The 26,153-nt window shown below is 59.3% G+C and carries 23 protein-coding genes and 1 pseudogene; 18 read left to right on the plus strand and 6 right to left on the minus strand.

The annotated features are described in order from the left end of the window. Positions 1 to 232: 232 nt before the first annotated feature. From FHX08_RS18650 to FHX08_RS18675, 6 genes are read left to right on the plus strand one after another with little or no spacing between them, the layout of a single operon-like run. Positions 233 to 1,339 (plus strand): mandelate racemase/muconate lactonizing enzyme family protein, encoded by a 1,107-nt coding sequence (locus FHX08_RS18650; RefSeq protein WP_165911922.1) that lies wholly within the window; start codon positions 233 to 235, stop codon positions 1,337 to 1,339. Between the two features lie 26 nt (positions 1,340 to 1,365). Continuing rightward, entirely contained in the window at positions 1,366 to 2,964 is a 1,599-nt protein-coding gene (locus FHX08_RS18655) for an ABC transporter substrate-binding protein (RefSeq protein ID WP_132654918.1), read from the plus strand. Between the two features lie 32 nt (positions 2,965 to 2,996). Continuing rightward, positions 2,997 to 3,932, plus strand: a complete 936-nt coding sequence (locus FHX08_RS18660; protein ID WP_132654920.1) for an ABC transporter permease — start codon at positions 2,997 to 2,999, stop codon at positions 3,930 to 3,932. Next, positions 3,932 to 4,840 carry an ABC transporter permease gene (locus FHX08_RS18665; RefSeq protein WP_132654922.1) on the plus strand — a complete coding sequence of 303 codons (909 nt, stop codon included), beginning with the start codon at positions 3,932 to 3,934 and terminating at the stop codon, positions 4,838 to 4,840. The genes FHX08_RS18660 and FHX08_RS18665 overlap by 1 nt, the downstream gene beginning before the upstream one ends. Next, positions 4,837 to 5,829 carry an ABC transporter ATP-binding protein gene (locus FHX08_RS18670; RefSeq protein ID WP_132654924.1) on the plus strand — a complete coding sequence of 331 codons (993 nt, stop codon included), beginning with the start codon at positions 4,837 to 4,839 and terminating at the stop codon, positions 5,827 to 5,829. The genes FHX08_RS18665 and FHX08_RS18670 overlap by 4 nt, the downstream gene beginning before the upstream one ends. Then, entirely contained in the window at positions 5,826 to 6,833 is a 1,008-nt protein-coding gene (locus tag FHX08_RS18675) for an ABC transporter ATP-binding protein (RefSeq protein WP_132654926.1), read from the plus strand. The genes FHX08_RS18670 and FHX08_RS18675 overlap by 4 nt, the downstream gene beginning before the upstream one ends. 94 nt (positions 6,834 to 6,927) lie before the next feature. Here the strand turns inward: FHX08_RS18675 and FHX08_RS18680 are convergent, their stop codons facing one another. Further along, positions 6,928 to 7,386, minus strand: a complete 459-nt coding sequence (locus FHX08_RS18680; protein ID WP_132654928.1) for a helix-turn-helix domain-containing protein — start codon at positions 7,384 to 7,386, stop codon at positions 6,928 to 6,930. Positions 7,387 to 7,755: 369 nt separating this feature from the next. Between FHX08_RS18680 and FHX08_RS18685 the strand changes: the two genes are divergently transcribed. From FHX08_RS18685 to FHX08_RS18705, 5 genes and pseudogenes are all read left to right on the plus strand, one after another. Further along, entirely contained in the window at positions 7,756 to 8,958 is a 1,203-nt protein-coding gene (locus tag FHX08_RS18685) for an MFS transporter (protein ID WP_184327547.1), read from the plus strand. Between the two features lie 204 nt (positions 8,959 to 9,162). After that, positions 9,163 to 9,723: an FMN reductase gene (msuE, locus tag FHX08_RS18690; RefSeq protein WP_132654932.1), complete on the plus strand. Its 561-nt coding sequence runs from the start codon at positions 9,163 to 9,165 to the stop codon at positions 9,721 to 9,723. Positions 9,724 to 9,961: 238 nt separating this feature from the next. Beyond that, positions 9,962 to 10,798, plus strand: coding sequence for a MetQ/NlpA family lipoprotein (locus FHX08_RS18695; protein ID WP_132654934.1), 837 nt, complete (start codon positions 9,962 to 9,964; stop codon positions 10,796 to 10,798). Positions 10,799 to 10,881: 83 nt separating this feature from the next. Further along, a pseudogene (locus tag FHX08_RS18700) lies at positions 10,882 to 11,963 on the plus strand (methionine ABC transporter ATP-binding protein). After that, positions 11,944 to 12,597 carry a methionine ABC transporter permease gene (locus FHX08_RS18705; protein WP_132654938.1) on the plus strand — a complete coding sequence of 218 codons (654 nt, stop codon included), beginning with the start codon at positions 11,944 to 11,946 and terminating at the stop codon, positions 12,595 to 12,597. Before FHX08_RS18700 ends, FHX08_RS18705 begins: the two are co-directional and overlap by 20 nt. Here the strand turns inward: FHX08_RS18705 and FHX08_RS18710 are convergent. Next, positions 12,594 to 13,955 (minus strand): LLM class flavin-dependent oxidoreductase, encoded by a 1,362-nt coding sequence (locus tag FHX08_RS18710; RefSeq protein WP_132654940.1) that lies wholly within the window; start codon positions 13,953 to 13,955, stop codon positions 12,594 to 12,596. The genes FHX08_RS18705 and FHX08_RS18710 overlap by 4 nt on opposite strands. Positions 13,956 to 14,161: 206 nt before the next feature. Here FHX08_RS18710 and tauA point away from each other — a divergent pair, with 206 nt between their 5' ends. The 4 genes from tauA (at position 14,162) to scpA (ending at position 19,079) form a co-directional block, all read left to right on the plus strand. Further along, positions 14,162 to 15,166: a taurine ABC transporter substrate-binding protein gene (tauA, locus tag FHX08_RS18715; protein WP_132654942.1), complete on the plus strand. Its 1,005-nt coding sequence runs from the start codon at positions 14,162 to 14,164 to the stop codon at positions 15,164 to 15,166. Positions 15,167 to 15,222: 56 nt separating this feature from the next. After that, a complete protein-coding gene (locus FHX08_RS18720) occupies positions 15,223 to 16,017 on the plus strand; it encodes a taurine ABC transporter ATP-binding protein (protein ID WP_132654944.1) in 795 nt (264 codons plus the stop codon). Next, complete coding sequence (locus FHX08_RS18725; protein WP_132654946.1) at positions 16,014 to 16,844, plus strand: ABC transporter permease subunit; 831 nt, start codon at positions 16,014 to 16,016, stop codon at positions 16,842 to 16,844. The genes FHX08_RS18720 and FHX08_RS18725 overlap by 4 nt, the downstream gene beginning before the upstream one ends. Before the next feature lie 99 nt (positions 16,845 to 16,943). Further along, entirely contained in the window at positions 16,944 to 19,079 is a 2,136-nt protein-coding gene (scpA, locus tag FHX08_RS18730; protein WP_184327549.1) for a methylmalonyl-CoA mutase, read from the plus strand. A 1-nt stretch (position 19,080) separates the two neighbouring features. Here the strand turns inward: scpA and FHX08_RS18735 are convergent, their stop codons facing one another. Further along, positions 19,081 to 20,241: a fumarylacetoacetate hydrolase family protein gene (locus FHX08_RS18735; protein WP_184327551.1), complete on the minus strand. Its 1,161-nt coding sequence runs from the start codon at positions 20,239 to 20,241 to the stop codon at positions 19,081 to 19,083. A 370-nt stretch (positions 20,242 to 20,611) separates the two neighbouring features. Between FHX08_RS18735 and FHX08_RS18740 the strand changes: the two genes are divergently transcribed. Genes FHX08_RS18740 through FHX08_RS18750 form a run of 3 tightly spaced genes read left to right on the plus strand, consistent with a single transcriptional unit; the run spans position 20,612 to position 23,151 of the window. Continuing rightward, the gene (locus FHX08_RS18740; protein ID WP_132654952.1) at positions 20,612 to 21,622 is read left to right on the plus strand and encodes a Gfo/Idh/MocA family protein; all 1,011 of its coding nucleotides are present in this window, start codon (positions 20,612 to 20,614) and stop codon (positions 21,620 to 21,622) included. A 10-nt stretch (positions 21,623 to 21,632) separates the two neighbouring features. Further along, positions 21,633 to 22,730, plus strand: coding sequence for a Gfo/Idh/MocA family protein (locus FHX08_RS18745; protein ID WP_132654954.1), 1,098 nt, complete (start codon positions 21,633 to 21,635; stop codon positions 22,728 to 22,730). A 10-nt stretch (positions 22,731 to 22,740) separates the two neighbouring features. After that, positions 22,741 to 23,151 (plus strand): VOC family protein, encoded by a 411-nt coding sequence (locus FHX08_RS18750; protein ID WP_132654956.1) that lies wholly within the window; start codon positions 22,741 to 22,743, stop codon positions 23,149 to 23,151. Between the two features lie 59 nt (positions 23,152 to 23,210). On the opposite strand, the gene cydX is transcribed toward FHX08_RS18750, so the two are convergent. The 3 genes from cydX to FHX08_RS18765 are packed head-to-tail and all read right to left on the minus strand — an operon-like array spanning position 23,211 to position 26,087. After that, on the minus strand, positions 23,211 to 23,333 hold the full coding sequence (gene cydX / locus FHX08_RS18755; RefSeq protein ID WP_132654958.1) for a cytochrome bd-I oxidase subunit CydX: 123 nt from the start codon (positions 23,331 to 23,333) through the stop codon (positions 23,211 to 23,213). Between the two features lie 12 nt (positions 23,334 to 23,345). Continuing rightward, complete coding sequence (cydB, locus tag FHX08_RS18760) at positions 23,346 to 24,500, minus strand: cytochrome d ubiquinol oxidase subunit II (protein WP_132654960.1); 1,155 nt, start codon at positions 24,498 to 24,500, stop codon at positions 23,346 to 23,348. 6 nt (positions 24,501 to 24,506) lie between these two features. Beyond that, positions 24,507 to 26,087, minus strand: coding sequence for a cytochrome ubiquinol oxidase subunit I (locus FHX08_RS18765; protein ID WP_132654962.1), 1,581 nt, complete (start codon positions 26,085 to 26,087; stop codon positions 24,507 to 24,509). Between the last annotated feature and the right edge of the window lie 66 nt (positions 26,088 to 26,153).

Below are 26,153 nucleotides of genomic sequence, written 5' to 3' on the forward strand. Positions count from 1 at the left end.
TCTCACAGAGAGGACAATATGTGCGCCTTAGCATTCATATTGCCGGTGAAATAAGCAATTCTATTATCTGCTTATATATCAGTTCCGCGCGTCGGCATCTTTGCAGATTCTGACATAAAACCTGTTCCAATTTCAATTCAATCGACCTGTTGCATACGGATGCAAATTGAAAGATGCTCCTGTTGACGACAACAGCGGCGCTGCAAAAGGCCCGTTCTCCGAGGAAATGTCAGTGGGTACGATCATCAAGTCCGTCGAAGCTTTTCAGGTGAAATGGGAGCCCAATGAGCCGCCGAGCCGTCGCACGGCTTTCGTGCGCGTGACGACGGAAGACGGCATCGTCGGGCACGGCGAAGCCTCGCCGATGATGGGCGGCGAACATTCGCTCGGCGTTGTCCGAGACTTCGCAGCCTCGCTCGTTGGCGCCGATGCACTTGATCAGGCAGTCCTCTACGACCGCCTCCTGCATAAATATGTGAAGCTCGGTCCGGAAGGCGCTGTTACAGGTGCGCTGGCCGCGCTCGATATCGCCCTCTGGGACATCAAGGGCAAGTATTTCGGCCTGCCGGTTTACAAGCTGCTCGGCGGTGCCTGGCGCACCGACCTGCCCTTCTATTCATCGGTCGGCAACAATGCGGGCCGCACCGTCGATGAAACAGTTCGTGTAGTCGAGCAGCGCTGGAAGGCCGAAAAGCCGGCGGCAATTAAGATCCGTTGGGACGGCGACCGCACGCGCCAGGACTATGATATCCCCGGTGACATCGCCAAGGCCAAGGCCGTGCGCAAGCTGGTGGGCGACGACTTCCCGCTCGCCTTCGATGCCAACAACCAATATTCCGTCGGCGGCGCCATCCGGGTCGGCCGGGCGCTCGAAGAACTCGGCTATATCTGGTTCGAAGAGCCGGTCCAGCACTACAATGTTCGCGCCATGGGGGAGGTGGCCCAGCGCCTCGACATCACGGTTTCGGCTGCCGAACAGTCTTATACGACTCAGGCCGTTGTCGACATGATCAATGCCGGCGTCCGCATGGTACAGCCCGACATCGTCAAGATGGGTGGCATCACCGGCCTCATGCAGTGTGCCGCGATCTGCTTTGCCCACGGCGTCGAGCTCGTTCCGCACCAGACGCAGCCGACCATTGCCCATGCAGCAAATCTGCACGTGCTGGCAACGCTCATGCACAACACCAAGCCCGCCGAATTCTCCGATCCGTCGACGCGCATGCATGTCGGCTTCACGAACCCACCGATCCCCGAAGACGGCAAGTTCAAAGTGCCGTCCGGCCCTGGTATCGGCCTGCTCGTCAACGACGCCGAGCTCGACAAGCGGCGAAGCTGAATATTCTGACAAAGGGAGGGAATGACATGAACTTGAGAAGACGTCAGTTTCTGGAATTGAGCGCTGCCACGGCTGCAATGAGCATGGTTGGACCTGCTCTCGCCCGTGCGGCAAGCGATCCCGATACGATCCGCATCGGCATTGCCGCCAACGGACCGCGCACCAGCGATCCGAATTACACGACGCAGGGCGGCGACAACTGGGCGACCGAGCAGATGTACGAACAGCTGGTGCGCCCCGACGACGGCACTTTCGCCACGACGCCGGATCAGTACCGCCCGACGCTTGCCACCGAATGGTCAGCTTCGGCCGATGCCAGGACCTGGACATTCAAGCTCCGCCAGGGGGTGCAGTTTCATAAGGGTTTTGGCGAAATGACGTCGGAAGACGTCGTCTTCTCCTTCAAGCGCGCGATGGCCGACGGCACCAATAAGCCGATCCTGTCGAATATCGCCGATGTCGTCGCCAACGGCCCCTATGAAGTCGTCATCACGCTGAAGAATTCGGACGTGAACCTGCTGGGCACGTCGATCTTCCTCAACAACACCTCGATCGTCTCGAAGAAGGCTGTCGATCAGATGGGTGCGGATAAGTTCAAGACGGACGCTGTTGGCACCGGTCCTTACGAGCTCACCCGTTTCGACAATCAATGGGGCACGGCGCTGAAGCGCCACGAAGGCTATTGGGGCGAAAAGGCCAGGGTTGCCAAGGTCGAATCCGTCTACATTGCCGATACGACGGCGCGCACGCTTGCGCTTCTGTCAGGTGATGTCGACATGATCGAGGCCGTCCGCGCGCCGGGCTGGGTCGATTCCATGCTGCAGCGCGATTCCACGCTTCAGTTCGATATGACGTCGCCTGGCTCATTCAACACGCTGCATGTCAATCTGAAGCGCAAGCCCTTCGACAATATCAAGGTGCGTCAGGCGATCATGTACGCCGTCGATCGGCATGCTGTTGCCAATGCGATGAAACCGATGGGCGGCTTTACGGCCGACCTGCAGCCCGAGAATTTCCCGGGTGGTTTCAAGACCGAAGACCTGCCGCCGGAGCTCCAGTACAATTACGATCCTGACAAGGCGAAGGCGCTTTTGGCCGAAGCCGGCTTCCCCAACGGTTTCGACTTCGAAAGCAATGTCAGCCAGCGCGAGGATTATGCCTCGATCATGCTGATCGTGCAGGAGCAGCTGCGCGCTGTCGGGATGCGCATGAACCTGCATATCGGTGATCACACCGCCTATCATGCAGACAACCAGCACGACAAAAATACGCTGGCCCTGCATTCGTCCAGCTATCCGCCGATCCCGACGCAGCTCTACGTCCAGCAGCTTTCGACGAAGGCGGAGGTCAAGCCGGACGGAACTGGCGGTATCAACTACAGCCACTACGGCGTGGTTATGCCAGGCATTGACGACCTGCTCTCCAAGGCGCTGCAGGCGACCGACTACAAGGCCTATGTCGACTACTGCCAGCAGATCGAACTTCAGGTCTTGCGCGACCTGCCGCTGATCGGCATGTCGACGCTCTCCTTCACGGTCGCCCGCAATGCACGTCTCGACCTCGGCTATAAGGTGCAGAGCGGCTATGCGCGCTGGCGCTTCCATCGCGCCACCAAGAAGGCCTGATCACAGGTCGCGATGAATGCGAGTGAATGAACATGGCTAGATATTTTCTCCTCCGGCTGGCGGATGCCATTCCGACAATCTGGCTGGTGCTCACGCTCGTGTTCATCGCGATGCGGATCCTGCCGGGCGATCCGGCGATTGCAGCCCTGGGAGATATGGCTCTCCCTGAGCAGCTTGCAACCTTTCGCCACCAGATGGGGCTCGATGTGCCGCTGTGGCAGCAATATATCAACTTCCTTATCGGCGTGCTCAGCCTCGATTTCGGACAGTCCTACATGAACGGCGAGCCAGTGCTGAAGCTGATCGCCGCCAATCTGCCCTATACGATCGAGCTCACCGTTGTGGCGATGATCATCGGCGTCGGCGCCGGCGTGCCCTTCGGCGTGCTTGCGGCAACCCATCGCGACCGGCTGCCGGATTCCGGTATGCGTGTCTTCGCCCTTGTCGGCTATGCCATCCCAGACTTCTACCTCGGAGCACTGCTTTTGATCGGCTTCGCGCTGAACCTCGGCTGGTTCCCGATCAATGGCGGCGGCGATGGCTTCATGGACCGCATGTATCATATCGTGCTGCCGGCCCTCACACTCGCCCTCGTCAAGGCCGCCTTCATCGGCCGGCTGTCGCGGACGGCACTTCTGGAAACGCTCGGCAAGGACTATGTCCGCACTGCTCGCGCCAAGGGTGCCCGTGAACCGCGTGTCATCTATCGTCACGGGTTGCGCAATGCGCTGCTGCCGCTCTCGACCGGCATGGGGCTCAGCCTGCTTGCCACGCTGTCGGGTTCGGTCGCCGTCGAGCTGGTGTTCAACAGGCCCGGTCTCGGACGCTTGCTCATTCAGGCGATCAACGAGCGTGACTACGGCATCATCCAGGGTGGCGTCGTTGTTTTCGCGCTCCTCGTCCTTCTCATCAATCTGGTGATGGATCTTCTCTACATCGTCATCGATCCTCGCATCCGGGTGAAATAATGAGCATCATCACTCAAACGCCGGGGTCTCCCTTGCAGGCTTCCGAGCAACCCCTGCTGGCGCCTGCGCCCGGCCTGCTGTCGCTTCTGTCCAGAACGCTGCTGCGGCGGCCCTCGACCCTCTTCGCGGTGGCGATCGCGCTCGTCTTCCTTCTGGTCGCGATCTTCGCGCCGGTGCTTTCTCCCTATGATCCGTTGGCGCAGAGCATCCTGTCGATCAACAAGCCGCCATCGACTGCCCATTGGCTCGGCACCGATCAATTCGGGCGCGATGTGCTCTCGCGTATGATCCATGGTTCGCGCAATTCGCTGCTCTTTGGCCTGATTTCGCCTGCGCTTGCAGCGCTGTTCGGCACAGCGCTCGGCGTGACCGCTGGCTATTTCGGCGGATTGGTCGACCGCATCATCAGCCGTCTCATCGATCTGTTGCTTGCCTTTCCGGAACTGCTGCTGGCGATCATCATCGCAGCCGTGCTCGGCGGCGGCTTCTGGAATATTATCGCCGTGATCACCGTCGCCTTCATTCCTGGCTTTGCTCGCGTGGCCCGTGCTTCGACCCTTTCCGTCAAGCAGGAGCCTTACGTGGAGGCGGCGATTGCGGTCGGTGTCCGTACGCCCGTCATCATCTTCCGGCACATCATCCCGAATATTGCAGCCCCCATCGTTGTGTTGATGACGCTGTGGGTGGCCTCCGCCATCCGCCTTGAGGCCTCGCTCAGCTTCCTCGGCATCGGCACCCGCGCCCCCAACCCGAGCTGGGGCAATATCATCCGCGACGGCCTCAACAATCTCTTCGGATCGCCCTGGCCCATCATTGCCGCCGGTTTCGCCATCACTTGTGTGGTCCTGTCCTTCAACCTGATCGGTGATGCTGCACGCGATATGCTGGATCCGGAGACGAGCCAATGACGTCCATATCACTGACACCATTGCTCAAGGTCGAAGATCTCGCAGTCGAATTCGGCCCGAAAGATTCTCCAATCCGCGTCGTGAACGGCGTCTCGTTCGAGATCGAAGCGGGTGGTTCTGTCGGTATTGTCGGCGAGTCCGGTTCGGGCAAGTCGATCACCTCGCTGGCGATCATGGGTCTTATCCCCAATCCACCCGGCCGCATCGCGCAGGGGCGTATCGAACTCGAAGGCGTCAACCTGCTTGATCTGCCCAAGACGAAGCTGCCCGAGATCCGCGGCCGCGATATCGCGATGATCTTCCAGGAACCGATGAGTTCTCTGAACCCGGTCATGACCATCGGTGACCAAATCGGCGAAGCGATCAAACTGCATGAGAAGATGAGCCGCGAGCAGCGGCGCGCGCGCATCATCGAACTCCTGAAACTCGTGGGCATCCCGAATCCCGAGGGTCGTCTCGACGCCTATCCGCATCAGTTCTCCGGCGGTATGCGCCAGCGCGTGATGATCGCCATGGCAGTCGCCTGCAACCCGAAACTTTTGATCGCCGACGAACCGACGACGGCGCTCGACGTCACCATCCAGGCGCAGGTCCTCGACCTGATGGCGAGGGTGCGAAAGACGCTGAACACGGCCGTTCTGCTGATCTCGCACGATCTCGGTGTGATCGCCGAGGTCTGCGACCGGGTGATCGTCATGTATGCCGGCCGCGTCGTCGAGGATGCCGATGTCCGCTCTATTTTCGCCAATCCGAGCCATCCGTATACGCAGGGTCTGCTCAAATCCATTCCGCGTCTGGACGACGATCAGAAGCGGCTCTACCAGATCCCCGGCTCGGTACCGACGGCAGGTTCGGTGAAGCAGGGCTGTCCGTTTTACGCACGTTGTCCGCTGCACATCGACAGGTGCCGCAGCGAGATGCCGCCGATGTTTTCCTTTGGTCCAAGACACAAGGCGGCCTGCTGGGTCACCGCCGGAGCAACAGCATGACAGAAACAAGCAGCGTCGACGACTTGTTGACCGTCAGAAACCTCGGCAAGACTTTTTCCGACGCGGGCGGACTGTCGTTCGGAGGCCAGTCGTCCGGCGGCGTGCGCGCGGTGGATGGCGCGTCTTTTTCCGTCAAACCGGGCGAGACGCTGGCGCTTGTCGGTGAATCCGGCTGTGGCAAGTCCACACTCGGCCGTCTTCTGTTGCGGCTGATCCAGCCGACCGATGGTGAGGTACTATTCGAGGGACGCGATATCACCTCTCTCAGCGCTGCCGAAATGCGCATTATGCGCGCCAAGATGCAGATGGTCTTTCAGGACCCCTACGGCTCGCTGAGCCCGCGTCGTTCGATCGCACAGATCATCTCCGAACCGCTCGAAGTCTTCGCAATGGCGAAATCGGCAAGGCAGCGTCGCGATCGCGTGGCGGAACTGCTGACACAGGTCGGCCTCTCTCCAAGTTTCATGGATCGTTACCCGCGCCAGTTCTCGGGCGGTCAGCGGCAGCGCATCGGCATTGCCCGCGCGATATCGGTCAACCCACAATTCATCGTCGCTGACGAGCCGGTCTCAGCGCTCGATGTTTCCGTGCAGGCGCAGATCGTAAACCTGCTGCAGGATCTGCAGTCTGAGCGGAAATTTTCCTATCTCTTCATCGCCCATGATCTTGCAGTCGTCCGCCATATCGCAGACCGCGTGGCAGTGATGTACCTCGGCAGGATCGTCGAGATCGGACCGAAAAAATCCGTCTACTCCATGCCGCAGCATCCCTATACGCAGGCGCTGCTATCGGCAGCACCCGAGCCCGATCCGGATCGCAAGGCAAGCCGCATCGTGTTGCAGGGCGACGTTCCGAGCCCGTCTCGCGTCCCGCCTGGGTGCAGCTTCCACACCCGCTGTCCGATTGCGAAGGACATTTGCAAGATTGAGCGGCCGGCGCTTCGTGAAGTCGTCCCAAACCAGTTATCGGCCTGCCATTTCGCCGCGCCTAATCCGTTGAAATAAGCAGGCTGAATCTCTCTCGGCCCTTAGGGCGCTTGTATCGTCGGCTTCGACCGCGACTACAGGGCAAAGGCCAAAGGACTGGTATCTTACGTTTTTAATCTCTGCGGGATTCCGGCTCGTTCACCCTTAGAGCGTCAAGCGGGATGTCGTTGCTGTCGGTCTGTGCCATCGCCTTCACGAGGGAGATGATCGTCTCACGGATGCGCCGGTCCTCGATCTTCGCGAAGGCTCTGTTGAGGACGAGGCCCTCCTTCGATCGCAGAAATTCTGCGACAGGATCAACCGGAGCGGAAAGATCGAGGCCGGCGAAGCTCGGCACTTCCGAATCATCCTGTTCGAAAAAGAAGGCTGGCGAGATGCGCAACACTTCGGCGATCTTCTGCAGACGGCTCGCGCCGATGCGGTTGATACCCTTTTCGTATTTCTGCACCTGCTGAAAGGTGACGCCGATCTGTTCGGCAAGTCGCTCCTGACTCATGCCGAGAAGCTGCCTGCGCTTGCGCATGCGCATGCCGACATAGGTATCAATCGCGTTCGGTGTTTTGACGTTCATGGCCTACCTTCTGTCTCTTTCGCATTTCAGTTCATTGCCTTGTAGACGGCATCGCACCGCTTTTCTACGATTTGTTTTTGATATTATATTAGAAATTCGGCATTTACTCCATACCGTGGCATAGCTCGGAAGGATCATCGGGCGCGAGCGGCGTGTGACGTGGCCAAAATGGCAGAGCCGAAGCAAAAATTGCCTGGCTGCGTACCAATCTGCGCGAAACTGGGCTGTAATGGTTTCTCTTCATACGATAAATGCACTTTCAGCGACCGCCGCTGACAATTCACTTCCCAAGCCCCGATCGCCCTAATAACAGCCCGCACGAAACCGACGATGGCCCGGCATGTTTCCGGCCGCGCAGGAGGAAGACCCATGGCGTCTGTTGCCGAGAGCGCCCCTCGCTTTGAAAAGACCGCAATGTCCATCCTGGTGGCAGTCAGCTTCTGTCACATGCTCAACGACATCATGCAGTCGCTGCTTGCCTCGCTTTACCCGCTCTTCAAGGCCAATTACGACCTCGATTTCGTGCAGATCGGCCTTCTGACTATGACCTTCCAGGTCACCGCCTCGCTGCTTCAGCCGCTCGTCGGCATCGTCACTGATCGCTGGCCGATGCCCTATTCACTGCCAGTCGGCATGGCGAGCACCTTCTGCGGCCTGATTCTCCTCGGCAATGCCGGCAGCTTCGAGCTGCTCCTGGTCGCCGCAAGCCTCATCGGCTTCGGCTCGGCCGTCTTTCACCCGGAATCCTCGCGTGTCGCGCGCCTCGCCTCCGGCGGCCGCCATGGTTTTGCACAGTCCTTCTTCCAGGTGGGCGGCAATGCAGGGCAGGCAATCGGGCCGCTGCTTGCGGCTTTCATCGTGCTGCCGAATGGCCAGCACAGCGTTTCCTGGCTGTCCGGCATCGCGATGATCGGCATGCTGGTGCTGAGCTGGGTCGGCACCTGGTATATGAGCCACCGTCGCCAGAACGCCAGCAAGCCAGCACCGAGTCGCACGCTGCCGCTGCCGCAGAACAAGGTCGTCTGGGCGCTGCTCATTCTCGTGCTGCTGACGGCGACGAAAAACGTCTATATGGCAAGTGTGTCGAGTTACTTCACCTTCTACGTCATCGATCGCTTTCAGCTCGATGTACAGCAGGCGCAGCTCATGCTCTTCCTGTTCCTGGGCTCTGTTGCCGCCGGCACCTTCCTCGGCGGACCGATTGGCGACCGTTTCGGCGCCCGCTTCGTCATCTGGTTCTCGATCCTGGGCGTCATCCCCTTCGCACTGCTGCTGCCCTATGCGAACCTCTTCTGGACCGGCGTGCTCAGTGTCATCATCGGCCTGGTCTTCGCCTCCGCCTTTTCGGCGATCGTCGTTTTCGCGCAGGAACTGGTGCCCGGTCGTGTCGGTCTGATTGCCGGGGTCTTTTTCGGCTTCGCCTTCGGCGCCGGCGGCCTCGGCGCAGCCTTCCTTGGCGAATTTGCCGATACGCACGGCATCGCATTTGTCTACCGCATCTGCTCTTACCTGCCGTTGCTCGGCCTATTCACTATTTTCCTGCCGCGTATCCCGAAACACCGCGCTGCCTAAACATCGCATTGAGCGAAGTGACAAAGGCGCTGGAAGATCTTCCGGTGCCTTTTGGTTGCGAGCAAGTCGTGAGCGCGCTTAAGCGAACATATTTTCCCCGGCCTCAAGTGAAGACGGATCGTCATTCCTTTAATACACTATTTTGATAGATAATATCTATTCCATGATGCAGCCATCGACGGCGCGATAGTGGAAGGAAATGACATGTCTGCACCCAAACTGGTCGGTCTTGCCGGCAGCTTCAACCGTCCCTCGAAGACCTTTGCGCTGGTAGAAAATATCGCCGGCCTTGCCGCGGAAAAATACGGCTTCAATAACACGATCTATGATCTAACCGATGTCGGCACGTCGCTCGGTCAGGCGCTGCGTCGAGATGATCTAGATAATCGTGCCAAGGAAATCATCGCAGACATCGTCGCTGCAGATGCTCTCGTCATCGGAGCGCCGACCTTCAAGGGCAGCTATCCGGGCCTCTTCAAGCACCTGATCGATCTCATCGATCCGCATGAGCTGCGCGCCAAGCCGATTGTCATCACAGCAACCGGTGGGGGTGATCGCCATGCGCTCATGGTCGAGCATCAGCTTCGTCCGCTCTTTGGCTTCTTCATGGCCCATACTTTGCCAACGGCCATCTATGCTTCAGATCGCGATTTCGCCGACTATCGCGTCTCCTCCGAACAGCTTTCCAAGCGGATCGGCGAGGTTATCGGGGAGCTTGCCGCTTTCTTTCCGGGCAGAAGTTCCACGCTTATTGCAGCGGAATGAGTGCCATCCCGAGACTGATTTTAGTGGCGCCCGCTGGGCGCCTTTTTCGTTAGACACGCCAAGTTCCCAATTTAATCGATGAATTTAGCAGAATATTATCCTGTCCCTATCGAGGGCGGGGCAAGAGTTTTTCCTCCGGTTAGAAGACATCGGATGTTCGTGCTTCGCCCGCAATCGGCGCATTTGCAATGATCCGCCTGCTCGGGGCTCGGCCTCATCAAGTCAGACGGGATATAAAATGACCAAGAACAAGAATTTCGGCGCCATTTCGCTTTCGCGCCGCGCGGCTCTCACTGTCGCCGCCTCTGCGGCTGCACTTATTGCCTTTGCAGCGCCGGCTCCTTCTTTTGCAGCAGACAAAGCGATCAAGGTTGGCATCATGAGCGGCGAGGATGAGGACGTCTGGCGCGTTGTTGCCAGCGAGGCTGCCAAGAAGGGTCTCAAGATCGAGACGATCACCTTCAACGATTATACTCAGCCGAACGAAGCGCTGGAGCGCGGCGAAATCGACGCCAATGCGTTCCAGCATCAGCCTTATCTGGATAATCAGATCAAGCAGAACGGCTATCATATCGTCCGTGTTGGTTATACCGGTGTCTGGCCGATCGGCCTCTACAGCAAGAAGCACAAGTCGGTCGCTGAACTGCCCGCGGGCGCCGTGATCGGCATTCCGAACGATCCGTCCAACGAAGGCCGGGCACTGCGCGTCCTGCAGAACCAAGGTCTGATCAAGCTCAAGGATGGAACGGGCATTCTCGCCACGATCGCCGACGTCGCCGAAAACCCGAAGAATATCGAGATCAAGGAACTGGATGCCGGCATCGTCGGCCGTTCGATCGACGACCTAGACGGCGGCGTCGTCAACACCGACTGGGCGCTGAAGAGCGGTCTCTCGCCGAAAGAGCGCATCGCGCAGGAGCCGATCGCTGACAATCCTTATCGTAACTTCATCGCGGTGAAGGAAGAGAACAAGGGTGCCGATTGGGTGAAGGCCCTCGTCTCCTCTTATCAGAACAATACGGTGAAGGCAGAGTTCGACAAGGTCTACAAGGGCACGGGTCTCAGCGCCTACTGATGAGCCGCCCTCCTGAGGGCGGCAAAATTGAGGCGGCTCGGGTCTTTGCCGGGGCCGCCTTCACCGTTTGCGAAGGAACGAGCATGAATTCTATTGTCTCCGCGTCAAGGATCGAGACGCGGCCCGACGACGCAGAAGAGGTCGTTCGCCTGACAGATGTCCGGCGCAGATTCGGCACGACACCGGCGCTCGACGGTATTTCGTTGAGTGTGAAGAAGGGCGAAATCCTCGGCATCATTGGCCGCAGCGGTGCCGGAAAGTCGACGCTGATCCGTTGCCTCAATGGTCTGGAGCGCGCCGATAGTGGCGAGATCGTCATTGAAGGCCGCAACATTACTGGCCTTGGCGAACAGGAACTGCAGCCGTTGCGACGCCGCATCGGCATGATCTTCCAGCACTTCAATCTCTTGTCAGCCAAGACGGTCGAGGAGAATGTTGTATTGCCGTTGAAGATCGAGGGTGTTGTCAAGGCCGAGCGGTCGAAGCGGGCGCACGAACTGCTGGAACTGGTCGGCCTTTCCGACAAGGCCAGCGCCTATCCGTCTTCGCTGTCAGGCGGCCAGAAGCAGCGTGTCGGCATCGCTCGCGCTCTTGCCGCTCGTCCGGCCCTGCTGCTGTCAGACGAGGCGACCTCGGCGCTCGATCCAGAGACGACGCGCTCGATCCTCACTCTCCTGAAAGACATTAATCGTAAGCTCGGGCTTACGATACTGCTGATCACCCATGAGATGGAAGTGGTACGCGGTATTGCCGATCGTGTTGCTGTCATCGATACCGGCCGTATCGTGGAAGAGGGGCAGTCTGGTCGATCTTCGGCGACCCGCAGACGGCAATTACCAGAAGCCTGCTCGGCGGCATCCGCCCGCAACTTCCCGAACACATCGCCGCGCGCCTGTCACAGGCGGGTGGCACGGAAGCCATCATGAGCGTTGATCTTGCCGGGCCAGAAGCGCAAGGCGCGCTCTTCGCCGATCTGTCGGCAGCGATGCCGCATTCCTTCCGCCTCGTGCATGGCGGTATCGACCATATTCAGAACCAACCCGTGGCGCGGTTCTTCATTGCTGTACCGGCGCGCGATCCAGCGCTTGCCGGAAAGGTCGAACAATTTCTGAAGGCCCGGTCCGCCCGGGTGGAGGTGCTTGGTTATGACACCGATCATGATTGATCTGCTGTTGCGTTCCCTCTGGGAGACAGTGCTGATGACGGCGGGCTCCGGCGTGATCTCGCTGGTCGCCGGCCTGCCGCTGGGTCTGGCGCTAGTGTTGACGAACCGCGGCGGCATTGCCGAAAATCTCTGGATCAATCGTATCCTCGGCGCCGTCATTAACGGCTTCCGCTCGGTGCCGTTCATTATCCTGCTGGTGGCACTGATTCCGATGACGCGATTGATCGTCGGAACTGCGATCGGCACCTGGGCTGCTATCGTTCCACTCGCTATCGCCGCCACGCCCTATTATGCCCGCATCGCCGAGGTGTCGTTGCGCGAGGTGGACCGTGGGTTGATCGATGCGGTGCGCGCCATGGGCGGCAATCGTTGGACGATCATTCGCGAAGTTTTAGTGCCAGAAGCGCTGCCCGGCATTGTCGCGGGCTTCACGGTGACGCTGGTGACGTTGATCGGCGCATCGGCCATGGCCGGTGCCATCGGTGCCGGCGGTCTCGGTGATCTTGCTATCCGCTACGGCTACCAGCGTTTCGAAACCAACGTGATGATTGCGGTCGTCGTCGTGCTCATTGTGCTCGTCTGCGGCATCCAGTGGCTGGGCGACCGACTGGTCGCCCGCCTCGATCATCGCTAAAAACTACGTCTGAACTGTGCGGCGGGATGGCTGGCCGGCAGCCGGCCATTTCCACCGAATAGTTTTTGGCGCAGGGGTCCTTCTGTATGGTCTGCCTTGAACAGTCCGCGCTCCTGAAGCACGGGCACGACGAGATCGACGAAATCGTTGAGGCTTTCGGGCGCCACGGTGCGCGCCAGATTGAAGCCGTCGATGCCACCCTCTTCGATCCAGCGCTGCAGTGTATCGGCGATCTGCACGGGCGAGCCGACGATCGGCTTCATGCGACTGCCGAGCACCATTTGGTCGATGATCTGGCGCTTGGTGACCGGCTTTGCCGCCTGCCTGGTGATCGCGGCCAACGCCGACTGATTGGCATTGGTCCAGCTCTGGTCAATCACGTCATCGAGGTCATATTTCGAGAGATCAACGCCAACAGAGGCGGAATAATGCGCAAGCGAAGCCTCGACGCTCGCATGCCTGCGATAGTCTTCAAGCTTCTCCTGTGCCTGGCTTTCGGTCGTGCCGACGACGACGGTGATCAGACTCAGGATCTTGATCGCATCCGCACCGCGACCATTCGCTAGCGTCTTGGCGCGAAGCGCATCGACGGTTGGCCGCGCCGATTGTGGGTTCGGTCCCGCGATGAAAACGCATTCGGCATGGCGGGCGGCAAAATCCTGTCCGCGGGCTGAGGCGCCAGCCTGGAAGAGAAGGGGCGTACGCTGCGGGGAAGGCTCGGCAAGATGGATGCCTTCCATCTTGTAATATCGTCCGTGATGGCTGACGGCGCGGACCTTGGAAGCGTCGGCGAAAATATTGCGCTCCCGATCACGCAGCACTGCATCGTCATCCCAGCTTCCCTCCCAGAGCTTGTAGAGAATTTCGAGATATTCCTCAGCAGCGTCATAACGCGCATCATGTTCCGGCAGCTTGTCGAAACCCATGCTGCGGGCCGCACTGTCGAGATAGCCCGTAACGATGTTCCAGCCGATGCGGCCTTTGGTCAGGTGGTCAAGCGTCGACATGCGCCGTGCCAAAAGGAAGGGGGGCTCATAGGTCGTATTGACGGTCACGCCGAAGCCGAGATGTTTCGTGACGTAAGCCATCGCCGAGATCGGCATTAGCGGATCGTTGACCGGAATCTGTGCACCCGTTTCGATGACAGGGGCCGGGCTGTTCTTATAGACATCGTAAACGCCGACAATATCAGCAAGAAATATTCCGTCCAACTTGCCGCGTTCGGCCGTGCGCGCAAAGTCCGCCCAGTAATCAAGGTCGGTGTAATTGACGGAGCGATCGCGCGGATGCGTCCACATACCGTGATTGATATGGCCGACGCAGTTCATGTCGAAGGCGTAGATCTGCATTTTCTTCATCGAATACTGTCCCTGCGAATTTCGTCGGTCACTTCGAGGAATCGCGAGCGGGTCGGGAAACCACCGTTTCTTCCTTCCAAATTAGAAGCAAATTGTCCCTTACCCCCAATTCCGGAAATTTTCTATCTCTATAAAATCTATAAATTTTACGATGATCTATTCACATTCCCGAGGCGGAATGATTTTGAACATTGCGGGAGAGGGATATGAAAATCAACCGACGCAACCTGCTGGGCACGGCCGCCGCTGCTGCCCTCACCTTCACCACCTATGCGACCCACGCTGCCGACGTCACTCTGAACATCGGCTATCAGCCGATCGTCGAGCCGTCGCGCGTGCCGCAGGTCGACGGCACCTATGAGAAGGAAACCGGTGCCAAGATCAACTGGCAGAAATTCGACAGCGGCGCTGATGTCATCACTGCCATCGCCTCCGGCTCCATCGATATCGGCTATGTCGGTTCGTCGCCGCTCGCCGCTGCTGCGAGTCGCGAACTGCCGATCGAGACGATTTATATCGTGGGACTGATCAGCGAGGCTGAAGCGCTCGCCGTCAAGAACATCAACAAGCCGGAAGACCTGAAGGGCAAGAAGATCGCCACGCCCTTCGTCTCGACCGCGCATTACAGCCTGCTGACGGCGCTTAAGCATTGGAACGTCGATCCGAAATCGGTGCAGATCCTCAACTTGCGCCCGCCGGAAATCGCGGCTGCCTGGGAGCGGGGTGATATCGACGGCGCCTATGTCTGGGATCCGGTCCTGGCGCAATTGAAGAAGAACGGCAGCGTGCTTGCCACATCAGCAGATGTTACCAAGTGGGGCGGCCCAACCTTCGATGCCTGGATCGTCAGCAAGAAATTTGCCGAGGCCCACCCCGAAGCCGTCACCAGCTTCGTGAAGGTCACGGGAGCCGCCTATGCGTCCTATCGTGGCAATCCCGATAGCTGGAACGCGACCTCGCCGGAAGCCGAAAAGATCGCCAAGCTGACCGGCGCCAAGACCGATGAAGTGCCGGCTCTGCTCAAAGGCTACTATTTTCCGACCCTGCAGGAGCAGGCTAGTTCCGACCTTCTTGGAGGCGGCACAGCCAAGGCCGTCGCCGAAACCTCGTCCTTCCTTCTGGAGCAGGGCAAGATCCCCGGCGTGCTGAAGGATTACGGCCCTTACGTCTCCGACCGCTGGGTCAAGGAAGCCGCAAAAGCGGGTCTCTGATCCTCCCGAGGGTTCCGGCGCGGCTTGACTGCGCCGGTTTTGAACAGGTGATCCCCATGAGCATACTTTCACTGCAATCCCTATCGCTCGACTACGCTGAGGCGGGCACCCGTCAGAAGAGACGTGTGCTCGACGGCATCAACCTGCATATCGCTTCGGATGAGTTCGTCATCGTCATCGGCCGGTCGGGCTCGGGCAAGACCAGCCTTCTCAATCTCGCGGCCGGTTTCACGGAGCCCAGTGAGGGACGCGTCTCGGTAGACGGCAAAGAGATTGACGGCCCAGGCGCTGACCGGGCTGTCGTCTTTCAAGATGATGCGCTCTATCCCTGGCTGAGCGCTGTCGGGAATGTTGCCTTTCCCTTGAAGCTTCAGGGCATTGCCAGGGCCGAAAGACAGAGCCACGCAGAGGAGCTGCTCGCGAAAGTCGGCCTTGAAGGCGCGGGTCACAAGAATATCTGGGAGCTCTCCGGCGGCATGCGCCAGCGTGTTGGTATCGCGCGCGCCCTTGCCTCCGGTCCGCGCTTCCTTCTGCTCGATGAGCCACTTGGCGCGCTGGATGCCCTGACGCGCAGCCGTATGCAAAAATTCCTGCTTGAGGTCTGGGCCGGAAGCAAGACCTCTGCCTTGCTCATCACCCACAGTATTGACGAGGCCCTGCTGCTTGCCACGCGCGTCATCGTGCTGGCCCCCAATCCCGGTCGTATCGTCGCCGATGTCAGGACCGAGTTTGGCAAGGCGCTTCTGGACGGTAAAAGTGTCAAGGAGATCAAGATGTTCGCAGCATTCAAGAGCCTGCACGACGAACTGACCGCTCTCATCCACGGGGATGAAGAGGAGATTGCCGCATGAGTGTCGAGACAGAAACTCTCACGCCTGCGGTTTCCGATCAGCTGGTAGAAGCGCAGCCCAAACGTCGTGGCACCTTGACGATCTCGCTAGCGTCAATTGCCGTCATCATCGCTGGCTGGAGCCTTGCCTCGGCCTATGGGGCCGTCTCGCCGGTCTTCCTGCCATCACCACTCACCGTTGTAAAATCGCTCGTCAATGTGGCCGTCAACGGCTTCGTTGATTCCACGCTTGCCGAACATACTGTGGCAAGCCTGTTGCGTATCTTTGCGGCGCTTGCGGTTTCGCTCCTCATCGGCGTGCCTGCAGGCCTTGCCATCGCCACCAGCCGCATTGGCAAGGGCATTCTTGATCCGATCGTCGAGTTTCTACGCCCGTTGCCGCCGCTTGCCTATCTGCCGCTGATCATCATCTGGGTAGGGATCGGCGAGGCCTCGAAAGTTACGGTGATCTCGCTTGCGATGCTGCCGCCGATCATCCTGTCGACGGCGTCGGGTGTCAAATCCGCCCCTGCAGATTTCGTCAACGCCGCCCGCTCCTTCGGTGCCAGCCGGTTGCAGGTGCTGCTGCATGTCATTCTACCAGGCGCCATTCCGTCGATCCTGACTGGCACGCGCATTGCGCTCGGCGCCGGCTGGTCGACGCTGGTCGCAGCCGAGTTGGTGGCGGCAAGCCAAGGCCTCGGCTTCATGATTCAGTCGGCGGCGCAGTTTCTGGTAACGGATATCGTTATCGGCGGCATTATCGTCATCGCAGCGATCGCCTTCCTGCTGGAATTACTGGCGCGGCTGATCGAGCGGCTCCTCGTGCCCTGGGCTGCGCATCGCTGAAGGTCTATCATCGCTTTGCCGATCAAATTATCCTAAGGCTGTATCGCGCTGCGTAACCGCAAGGTGATAGCGTGTGCGCGGACAATGCCGGAGGATGAAATGACCAAGAAGACGCTCTCGGACTGGGAGGCACTGGCGGAAAAGGAGCTGCGTGCAGCGCCGGAAGCGCTGACCTGGCACACGCCCGAAGGCATCGACGTCAAACCGCTTTATACGGCTGCTGATCTCGATGGTGCCGATGCGGACACCCTTCCCGGCTTTGCGCCATTCACCCGCGGCCCGCGCGCCACCATGTATGCCGGCCGCCCTTGGACGATCCGGCAATATGCCGGCTTCTCGACCGCCGAGGAATCCAACGCCTTTTATCGACGCAATCTTGCCGCCGGCCAGAAGGGACTTTCCGTCGCCTTCGATCTCGCCACCCATCGCGGTTATGACAGCGATCATCCGCGCGTCGTGGGCGATGTCGGCAAGGCGGGCGTGGCAATCGACAGCGTCGAAGACATGAAGATCCTCTTCGATGGCATTCCGCTGCAGGACATGTCCGTCTCTATGACCATGAATGGCGCGGTCATTCCAATTCTGGCCAGCTTCATCGTCGCCGGCGAGGAGCAGGGTGTTTCGAAGGCAGAGCTCTCAGGGACCATCCAGAACGATATTCTCAAGGAGTTCATGGTCCGTAACACCTATATCTACCCGCCCGAGCCCTCGATGCGCATCGTTGCCGATATCATCGAATACACGGCAAGGGAGATGCCGAAATTCAATTCGATCTCTATCTCCGGCTATCATATGCAGGAGGCAGGTGCGACGCTGGTCCAGGAGCTTGCCTTCACGCTCGCCGATGGGCGCGAATATGTGCGCGCGGCAATCGCCAAGGGATTGAATGTCGATGATTTCGCCGGCCGGCTTTCCTTTTTCTTTGCGATCGGCATGAACTTCTTCATGGAGGCGGCCAAGCTCCGCGCCGCCCGCCTGCTCTGGACCCGCATCATGGAGGAGTTCCAGCCGAAGAAGGCCTCCTCGCTGATGTTGCGTACCCATTGCCAGACCTCGGGTGTGTCACTGCAGGAGCAGGATCCGTATAACAACATCATCCGCACGGCTTTCGAAGCGATGTCGGCCGTGCTCGGCGGCACGCAGTCGCTTCACACCAATTCCTTCGACGAGGCGATTGCGCTACCGACGGAATTTTCCGCTCGTATTGCCCGCAATACCCAACTCATCCTCCAGCACGAGACCGGCGTCACCAAAGTCGTCGATCCGCTCGCGGGCTCCTACTATGTGGAAAGCCTGACGAAGGAACTGGCCGAAAAGGCCTGGGCGTTGATCGAGGAAGTCGAGGCTCTCGGCGGCATGACAAAAGCCGTCAACGAGGGCCTGCCGAAGCGGCTGATCGAGGAGGCTGCGGCTCGGCGCCAGGCAGCAGTCGACAAGGGCGACGAGGTCATTGTCGGCGTCAACAAATACCGGTTGGAGACCGAGCAGCCGATCGACATTCTGGAGATCGACAACAGCGCGGTGCGTGCCGCTCAGATCCGCCGTATCGAGGAAACCAAGCGCCGTCGCGACGGCGCGAAGGCGAAGGAGGCGCTGGCGAAATTGTCTGAGGTCGCCCGCACCGGTAACGGCAACCTGCTGGCCGCTGCCGTCGAAGCCGCCAGGGCGCGTGCCACCGTCGGTGAAATCTCCGATGCGATGCGCGAGGTTTTCGGCGATCATTTCGCCACACCGAAGGTGATCCGCGGCATTTATGGCACTGCCTATCGCGACGAGCCTGAACTCGAAGTCCTGAAAGCCAGGATGGCCGACGTAACCGAAGCCATGGGCCGCAAGCCGAAGATCATGGTCGCCAAGCTCGGCCAGGACGGGCATGATCGCGGCGCCAAGGTGATCGCCTCCGCCTTCGGGGACGTCGGCTTTGACGTTCTCGCCGGGCCGTTGTTCCAAACTCCTGAAGAGGCGGCTGGCATGGCGCTCGACGAGAAAGTCAATGTCATCGGCGTCTCGTCACTAGCGGCCGGTCACCGGACGCTATTGCCGCAGTTGATCGATCGGCTGAAGGAGCAGGGCGGTGGCGATATCATTGTCGTCTGTGGCGGCGTTATTCCACGCCAGGACTATGAATTCCTCCACGAACACGGTGTTGCCGCCGTTTTCGGTCCGGGCACGAATGTGCTGGAGGCCGCGAACTCCGTTCTCGACCTCCTGCAGGGCATCAGGCGGAACCAATAACCTAAAGCAGTCCACGCTTTGCGAGATTACCCATCAGCGCCGAAATGCCGAAAGTCCAGGGCGGGCATTCGGTCGAAAGCTTGACGGTATTGACCAGTGCCCCGAGGCCTGCCGACGAAATCTCCACCACGTCGCCGATCTTGTGCGTGAAGCCCTGATTCTTCGCATCTCGATCCTGTGTTGGCGCAAAGAGCGTGCCGAGGAACAGCATGAATCCGTCAGGATACTGATGATGGGCGCCGACCGTCTGCTTGACGAGATCGGTCGGATCGCGGCTGATCTGCGACATCGAGCTCTTGCCGTGCAGGACGAAGCCGTCCTCACCAGTGACCTTGAGATCGAGTTCGGCCTTGCGCACGTCATCGAGGCTGTAGCTTTCATCAAAGAGGCGGATGAAGGGGCCGATGGAGCAGGATGCATTGTTATCCTTCGCTTTGCCGAGCAGCAGAGCGGAGCGGCCTTCGACATCGCGTAGGTTCACGTCGTTGCCAAGTGTGGCGCCCTTGATCTCGCCGCGGCTGTTGACCGCCAAGACGATTTCCGGCTCCGGATTGTTCCAGGTCGAGATCGGGTGAAGGCCGACGTCCGAGCCCCAGCCGACTGATGAGAGCACTGGCGACTTGGTGAAGACTTCCGCGTCCGGGCCGATGCCGACTTCGAGATATTGTGACCAGATCCCTTCCTCGATCAGCGCCTGCTTGACCTTGGCGGCTTCCGGGGAACCGGCCTTGATATTGGTCAGGCTGCCGCCGATCAGGGCACTGACGCGTTCGCGAATGGAGGCGGCCCGGTCCGGATTGCCGGCCGCTTTTTCCTCGATGACGCGTTCGATCATCGATTGTGCGAACGTCACGCCGCAGGCCTTGATTGCCTGCAGGTCGGCAGGGGCGAGAAGAAAGGCTTTGCGCGCATCCGGCTTGCCGGTGCTGTTTGCCGCGATCTCCTCCAGAGTGCCGAGCGGCTTGCCCGCTGCTCCGCGAACGAACTCCGCTGCGTCGGCTCGCTCCAGCAGAGCGCTCAGGGTCGGGGTTGCGGAAGAGCTGATGTCGACGAGGGCGCCGTCGCGCAGCGTCACAATGCTCGGTCCGGCAACTTCCGGGTTCCAGGTACGGCCGACAAACAGGCCGCCCAAAGCGGCAGCATCGAGGGGAGAATGGGACATGGTGATCTTCCGTCACAGATGGAGCGGGGAGCGCTCCTGCAGATATGGATAGCTGCCGTCCTCCTACCCGACGGCGCCTGAAAATCGAGCACATTCGTCGGGCAAGAGCAAGGCTCATCAGGCAGAAAGAAGTTTGCGCCGGCTTTATGCTCCGGTGAAGCAACTGCGTGCCATAGCGGCATTTCGTCATAACTTATAACTATTTAGATACAAAATAACTCTTCTGTTTCATATACTTACCTATGGGGGAAAACTATTTTGCCGCCGATCTCGCCTTGACAGGACCTCTCTTTCGTTATCTGGTTTGCACCATGGAGGAGGGTCGGCGGATGCCGACCTGCGAAATTTTCCCCGGGAGGATAATATTGCGATGCTGAGATTTGCCGTCGTCGGGATCGACCATGGGCACACGTTCGATCATGTGAAGGGATTGCTGGCCTCAGACGCCGAATTCGTCGGCTACTGTCCGCAGACCACGGTACCTGCGATCCGCGAGATGTTCGAGAAGACCTATCCGGATGCACCGCAGATTGACCGGGAAAAGATCTTCGCCGATCCCTCGATCGACGTGATCTGCATTGCCGCCGTTCCGCGCGACCGCGCCGGACTTGCCGTTCGCGCCATGAAGGCGGGCAAGGATGTCATGACCGACAAACCGGGTGTGACGACTTTTGCTCAGCTTGAAGAAGTTAAGCGCACTGTTGCTGAAACCGGCAAGATATTCTCCATCTGCTTTTCCGAGCGCCATTGCGTGCGCTCCGCCGTCAAGGCCGGTAAGCTGGTGAAAGAAGGAGCGATCGGCAAGGTCATCCAGACACTTGGGATGGGGCCGCACCGGCTGCAGCTGCCGACACGTCCGGACTGGTTCTTCGACCCGGAAGCTTTTGGCGGCATCATCGTCGATATCGCCTCACACCAGGTCGATCAGTTCCTGTTCTACACGGGCTCGACGACGGGTGAGGTGGTCGCAAGCTCGGTCGGCAATTTCGGCATGCCGGAAAAGCCAGCCTTCCAGGATTTCGGCGAAGTGCTGCTGCGCTCAGACAAGGGAACCGGCTATATCCGTGTCGACTGGTTTACACCGGAGGCGCTGCCGACATGGGGCGACGGTCGTCTGACCATCCTCGGTACTGAGGGCTACATCGAGCTGCGTAAATATATCGATATCGCCGGGCGTCCGGGAAAGGACCACCTCTTCCTCGTCAACGGCAAGGAGATGACGCATATCGATTGCAGCAGCGAAAAGCTTGACTATTTCGATGCTTTCGCTGCGGATGTGCGCGACCGCAGCGAAACGGCGATGACGCAGGATCATGTCTACGAAGTTTGCCGTCTCTCGCTCGAGGCCCAGACAAAAGCTGCCCGTATAGGCACCCGCTGAGGAAAACATCATGACACGGAAATTGCGCGTCGGCGTCCTCGGTGCGGGCATTGCCGCACGGCATCTGACAGGCTTCGGCTGGAACAACGATCTCTTCGAGGTTCCTGTTCTCTGCTCTCTCGACGCAGATCGCGGCCAGCCGCTTTGCGAGGAGCACACGATTCCCGAATATACGCAGGATGCGGATTCGCTCTTTGCACGTGACGATCTCGATATCATCGACATCGCCACGCCTCCGAGTTCACATTTCGAGCTTTGCAAGAAGGCTATCGAAAGCGGAAAGCACGTGATCTGCGAAAAGCCGCTCTTCGGTTCGATTGCCGAAGTCGATGAAATGGCAAAGATTCTTGCGCGTTCGAACGGCCGTAAGCTGATGCCGATTTTTCAGTATCGCTATGGCAGTGGTCTGCAGAAGCTGAAACTGTTGATCGAGCGCGGCCTTGCCGGCAAGCCGTTCCTCACGACCATCGAAACGCATTGGTGGCGCGGTCCCGATTACTATGCCGTGCCGTGGCGCGGCAAATGGGCGACAGAGCTCGGCGGCGGCCTGCTCGGTCATGCGATCCACGCCCATGACATGCTGAATTACGTGCATGGTCCCTGTGCTGAGGTATTTTCCTACGGCGCGACGCTCGTCAACCCGATCGAGGTTGAGGACACGGCCGCGCTGTCGGTGAAGATGAAGAACGGTTCGCTCGCCACGCTCTCCATGACGCTCGGTTCCCGCAAGGAAATCTCGAGGCTGCGCTTCTGCTTCAGCGATCTCGTCGCCGAAAGCATTCTGGAGCCCTATACGATGGGTCGCGACCCCTGGAGCTTCATCGCCGGAACGGAGGAACATCAGAACCGCATCGACGCGGTACTGGCGGATTTTCAGGTAAAGGAAGATGGCTATACACGGCAGTTCGAACTCTTCCATCGGGCGATCACCGAGGATAGCGATCCGCCGGTAACCCTGCAGGATGCGCGCAATTCGCTGGAACTGGTAACTGCCGCCTATCATTCGCAGCGAACTGGCCGGCCGACGCCGATGCCGATTACGGCGGACCATCCGCTCTACCATTCCTGGCTGCCGGAGGAAGGGCTGCGCTTGGGAGCCGCGACCTAAAGAGAATGCGATGCTGAAATCATTCGAACATATCGGAATGACGGTTAGCAACATGGACCGCGCGGTCGCATTCTATTGCGGTCTGCTCGGACTGAAATTGCATCTGCGCAAGCAGATGCCTGACGGCATGCAGGTCGCCTTCCTCGATGCAGGTGGTGGCATGCTGGAAGTGTTTGCGCCGCCCGGCGGGGCTACAAGAGCCAAAGACGTTCCGGATGGAACCGCTGGAGTAAAGCACATAACTTTTCACTTCGAGAATATTGAAGAGATTTTCGCGCGGCTGGAAGAAGCCGGTGTCGAGATCAAGGAACGGCCGCGTTTTGCCGTCCATTCAGAGATGCTGCACAGAATTGCCTTTGTCCGTGACCCAGACGGCATTGTCGTCGAGCTTGCGGAGCGGTCCCGAAACCGTCTTTCCTGATGGCCGTATGCCGATGATCTAAAGAATAAGGGCGCGGCTTGAACCGCGCCCTCGACTTTTTATCGGCGTTCCCCTGAAGCCTTTTTCTTCGCTTCGTCATCCGCTAGCTCGTACCACATGGCATTGAGAACGGCGAATGAGGCCGCTAGCGGAAACCCGAGCATCCATGCGAAATACCACATCGTCTCGTCCCCTTAATAAGCGTGGCTGTTCTTGTCGGTGACGCTCTTCTCGTCGATCTTGCCCCATAGCACCTTGTAGACCCAGGCGGTGTAGGCAAAGATGATCGGCAGGAAGATGACCGTGGCCACCAGCATGATGAACAGAGTCAGGTGGCTCGACGATGAATCCCAGACCGTCAGGCTCGACCTCGGGTCGAGTGAAGAAGGCAGGATGAACGGGAACATCGACAGACCGACCGTCGAGATAATGCCTGTTATCGAGATATTGCTGAAGAGCAGGGTCATGATCTCCCGGCGCGCCTGCATGGTGAGGAAGGCAGCTGCCGCAGCCAGCAGTCCAAGGATCGGAGCGATGAGCATCCAGGGGTGGGCGCCGTAATTGGCAAGCCATGCACCGCTTTCCAGTGTCACTGTTTTCAAAAGCGGGTTTGATGGGCCGATCGGGCTGATATCGCTGGTGATGCGATAGCCATCGAGGCCCATCCACAGGAACAGGCCGCCGAGAGCAAAGAGCAGGACGACGGCTAGCGCTGCGATGCTGCCAAAGCGACGTGCTCGTTCGGCTACTGGTCCCGTTGTCTTCAGCACCAGCCACGCGCTGCCATGCATCATAAGCATTGCAACGGATAGCAGACCGCAGAGCAGGGCATAGGGGTTCAGAAGTGCGAAGAACGAGCCCTCATAGAAGATCCGCATGTCGTCGGCGAAGCGGAAGGGTACGCCCTCCAGCACATTGCCGACGGCCACACCGAAGATCAGCGACGGCACGAATCCGCCGATGAAAAGCGCCCAGTCCCAGCCGGCCCTCCAACGTGCGCTGTCGCGCTTGGAGCGGTACTTGAAGCCGACCGGGCGAAGGATGAGCGCGAAAAGGATCGCAAACATCGCCAGATAAAAGCCCGAGAAGGAGACCGCATAGAGCGGCGGCCAGGCGGCAAATATGGCGCCACCGGCAAGGATGAGCCACACTTGGTTGCCCTCCCAGGTGGCGCCGATCGCGTTGATGGCGACGCGGCGTTCCGCATCGGTCTTGGCAACAAAAGGCAACAGCGTTCCGACGCCGAGGTCGAAGCCGTCGGTGGTGGCGAAGGCGATCAGCAGCACGCCGAGCAGCACCCACCAGATGATACGCAAGGTTTCATAGTCTATGAGTTCGTGAAGGATCATGACTGGTCACTCCGCGGCGTGAACGAGGGTTTCAGAAATGAGTTTGGCCTCCGGCTCATGGTCCGGCTCCGGCCCCTGGCGGATCGCTTTGAGCATCAGGCTCATCTCGACGATGATCAGTGTGGTGTAGAGCGCGGCAAAGCCGATGATCGTCAGCAGAACCGCCGAGGCCCCGTGATTGGAGACGGCGACCGCCGTCGGCAGAACGCCTTCGATCACCCAGGGCTGGCGGCCGATCTCGGCGACTACCCAGCCGGCCTCGATGGCGATCCAGGGCAACGGTATGGCGAATACCGCGACGCGCAGCAAAAGCGGATACTTATCCAGATGCCGGCGGGCCGATAGCCAGAAGAAAGCTGCCGTGAGCACGATGAAGAACATGCCGAGACCAACCATGATGCGGAACGACCAGAAGAGCGTCGGCACATGCGGAATGGTGTCGCGTGCGGCCTGCGTGATCTGTTCGTCGGTTGCCTGACGCGGATCGTCGACATAGCGCTTCAGGAGCAGAGCATAGCCAAGGTCGTGACCAAGGTCCTCGAAGGAGGTGCGGACTTCCTGGGCAACTTGATCCAGGGTCGGTGCAGAGCGGATCTGCGTCAGTGCATCGTAGGCCTTGATGCCATCGCGGATGCGGGTCTCGGCCTGCTGTTCCAGCTTGTCAATGCCCGGTATCTCCGTCGTCAGCGAGCGTGTACCGATGAGCCCCATCACCCATGGGATACGCACGGCGAAATGCGTCTCGCGGGCTTGCTGATCCGGGAATCCGAAGGCGGTGAAGGGAGCCGGAGCCGGCTCGGTTCCCCACATGGCTTCGATCGCGGCAAGCTTCATCTTCTGGTTTTCGGTTGCCAGATAACCGCTTTCGTCGCCGAGCACGACCACTGAGAGCGCCGAAGCGAGACCGAAGGATGCGGCAACCGTCATTGATCGCTTGGCAAGTTCAATATGCCGGCCCTTCAGCATGTACCAGGCCGAAACGCCCAGCACGAAGATCGAGGCACAGACATAACCGGCTGAAACCGTATGGACGAACTTCGCCTGGGCGACCGGGTTGAAGACGACGTCGAAGAAGCTTGTTATCTCCATCCGCATCGTCTGCGGGTTGAGCGCGGAACCGACGGGATTCTGCATCCAGCCATTGGCGACGAGAATCCAGAGTGCCGAGAAATTGGAACCAATCGCGACGGCCCAGGTAGCGATGAGATGGCCAACCTTCGACAGCTTGTCCCAGCCGAAGAAGAAGAGACCGACGAAAGTCGCTTCGAGGAAGAAGGCCATCAGGCCTTCGATCGCAAGCGGCGCGCCAAAGATGTCGCCAACATAGTAGCTGTAATAGCTCCAGTTCATGCCGAACTGGAATTCCATCACGATGCCGGTTGCGACACCGAGCACGAAGTTGATACCAAAAAGAGTGCCCCAGAATTTCGTCATTTGCCGCCAGATCTGGCGGCCGGTCATGACATAGGTTGTCTCCATGATGGCGAGCAGCACGGAAAGGCCGAGTGTCAGGGGCACGAACAGGAAGTGATAAAGCGCGGTCAGCGCAAATTGGAAGCGCGATAGCGCTACGATGTCTAGTTCCATTGTCTTTCTCCCACGGTCCCACGGGGTATCAAGAGTTCCGCATGGCCGGCTGGCCCTGCGGGCATG

The sequence above is a fragment of the Rhizobium sp. BK529 genome, assembly GCF_014194105.1.
Lineage (GTDB): Bacteria > Pseudomonadota > Alphaproteobacteria > Rhizobiales > Rhizobiaceae > Rhizobium.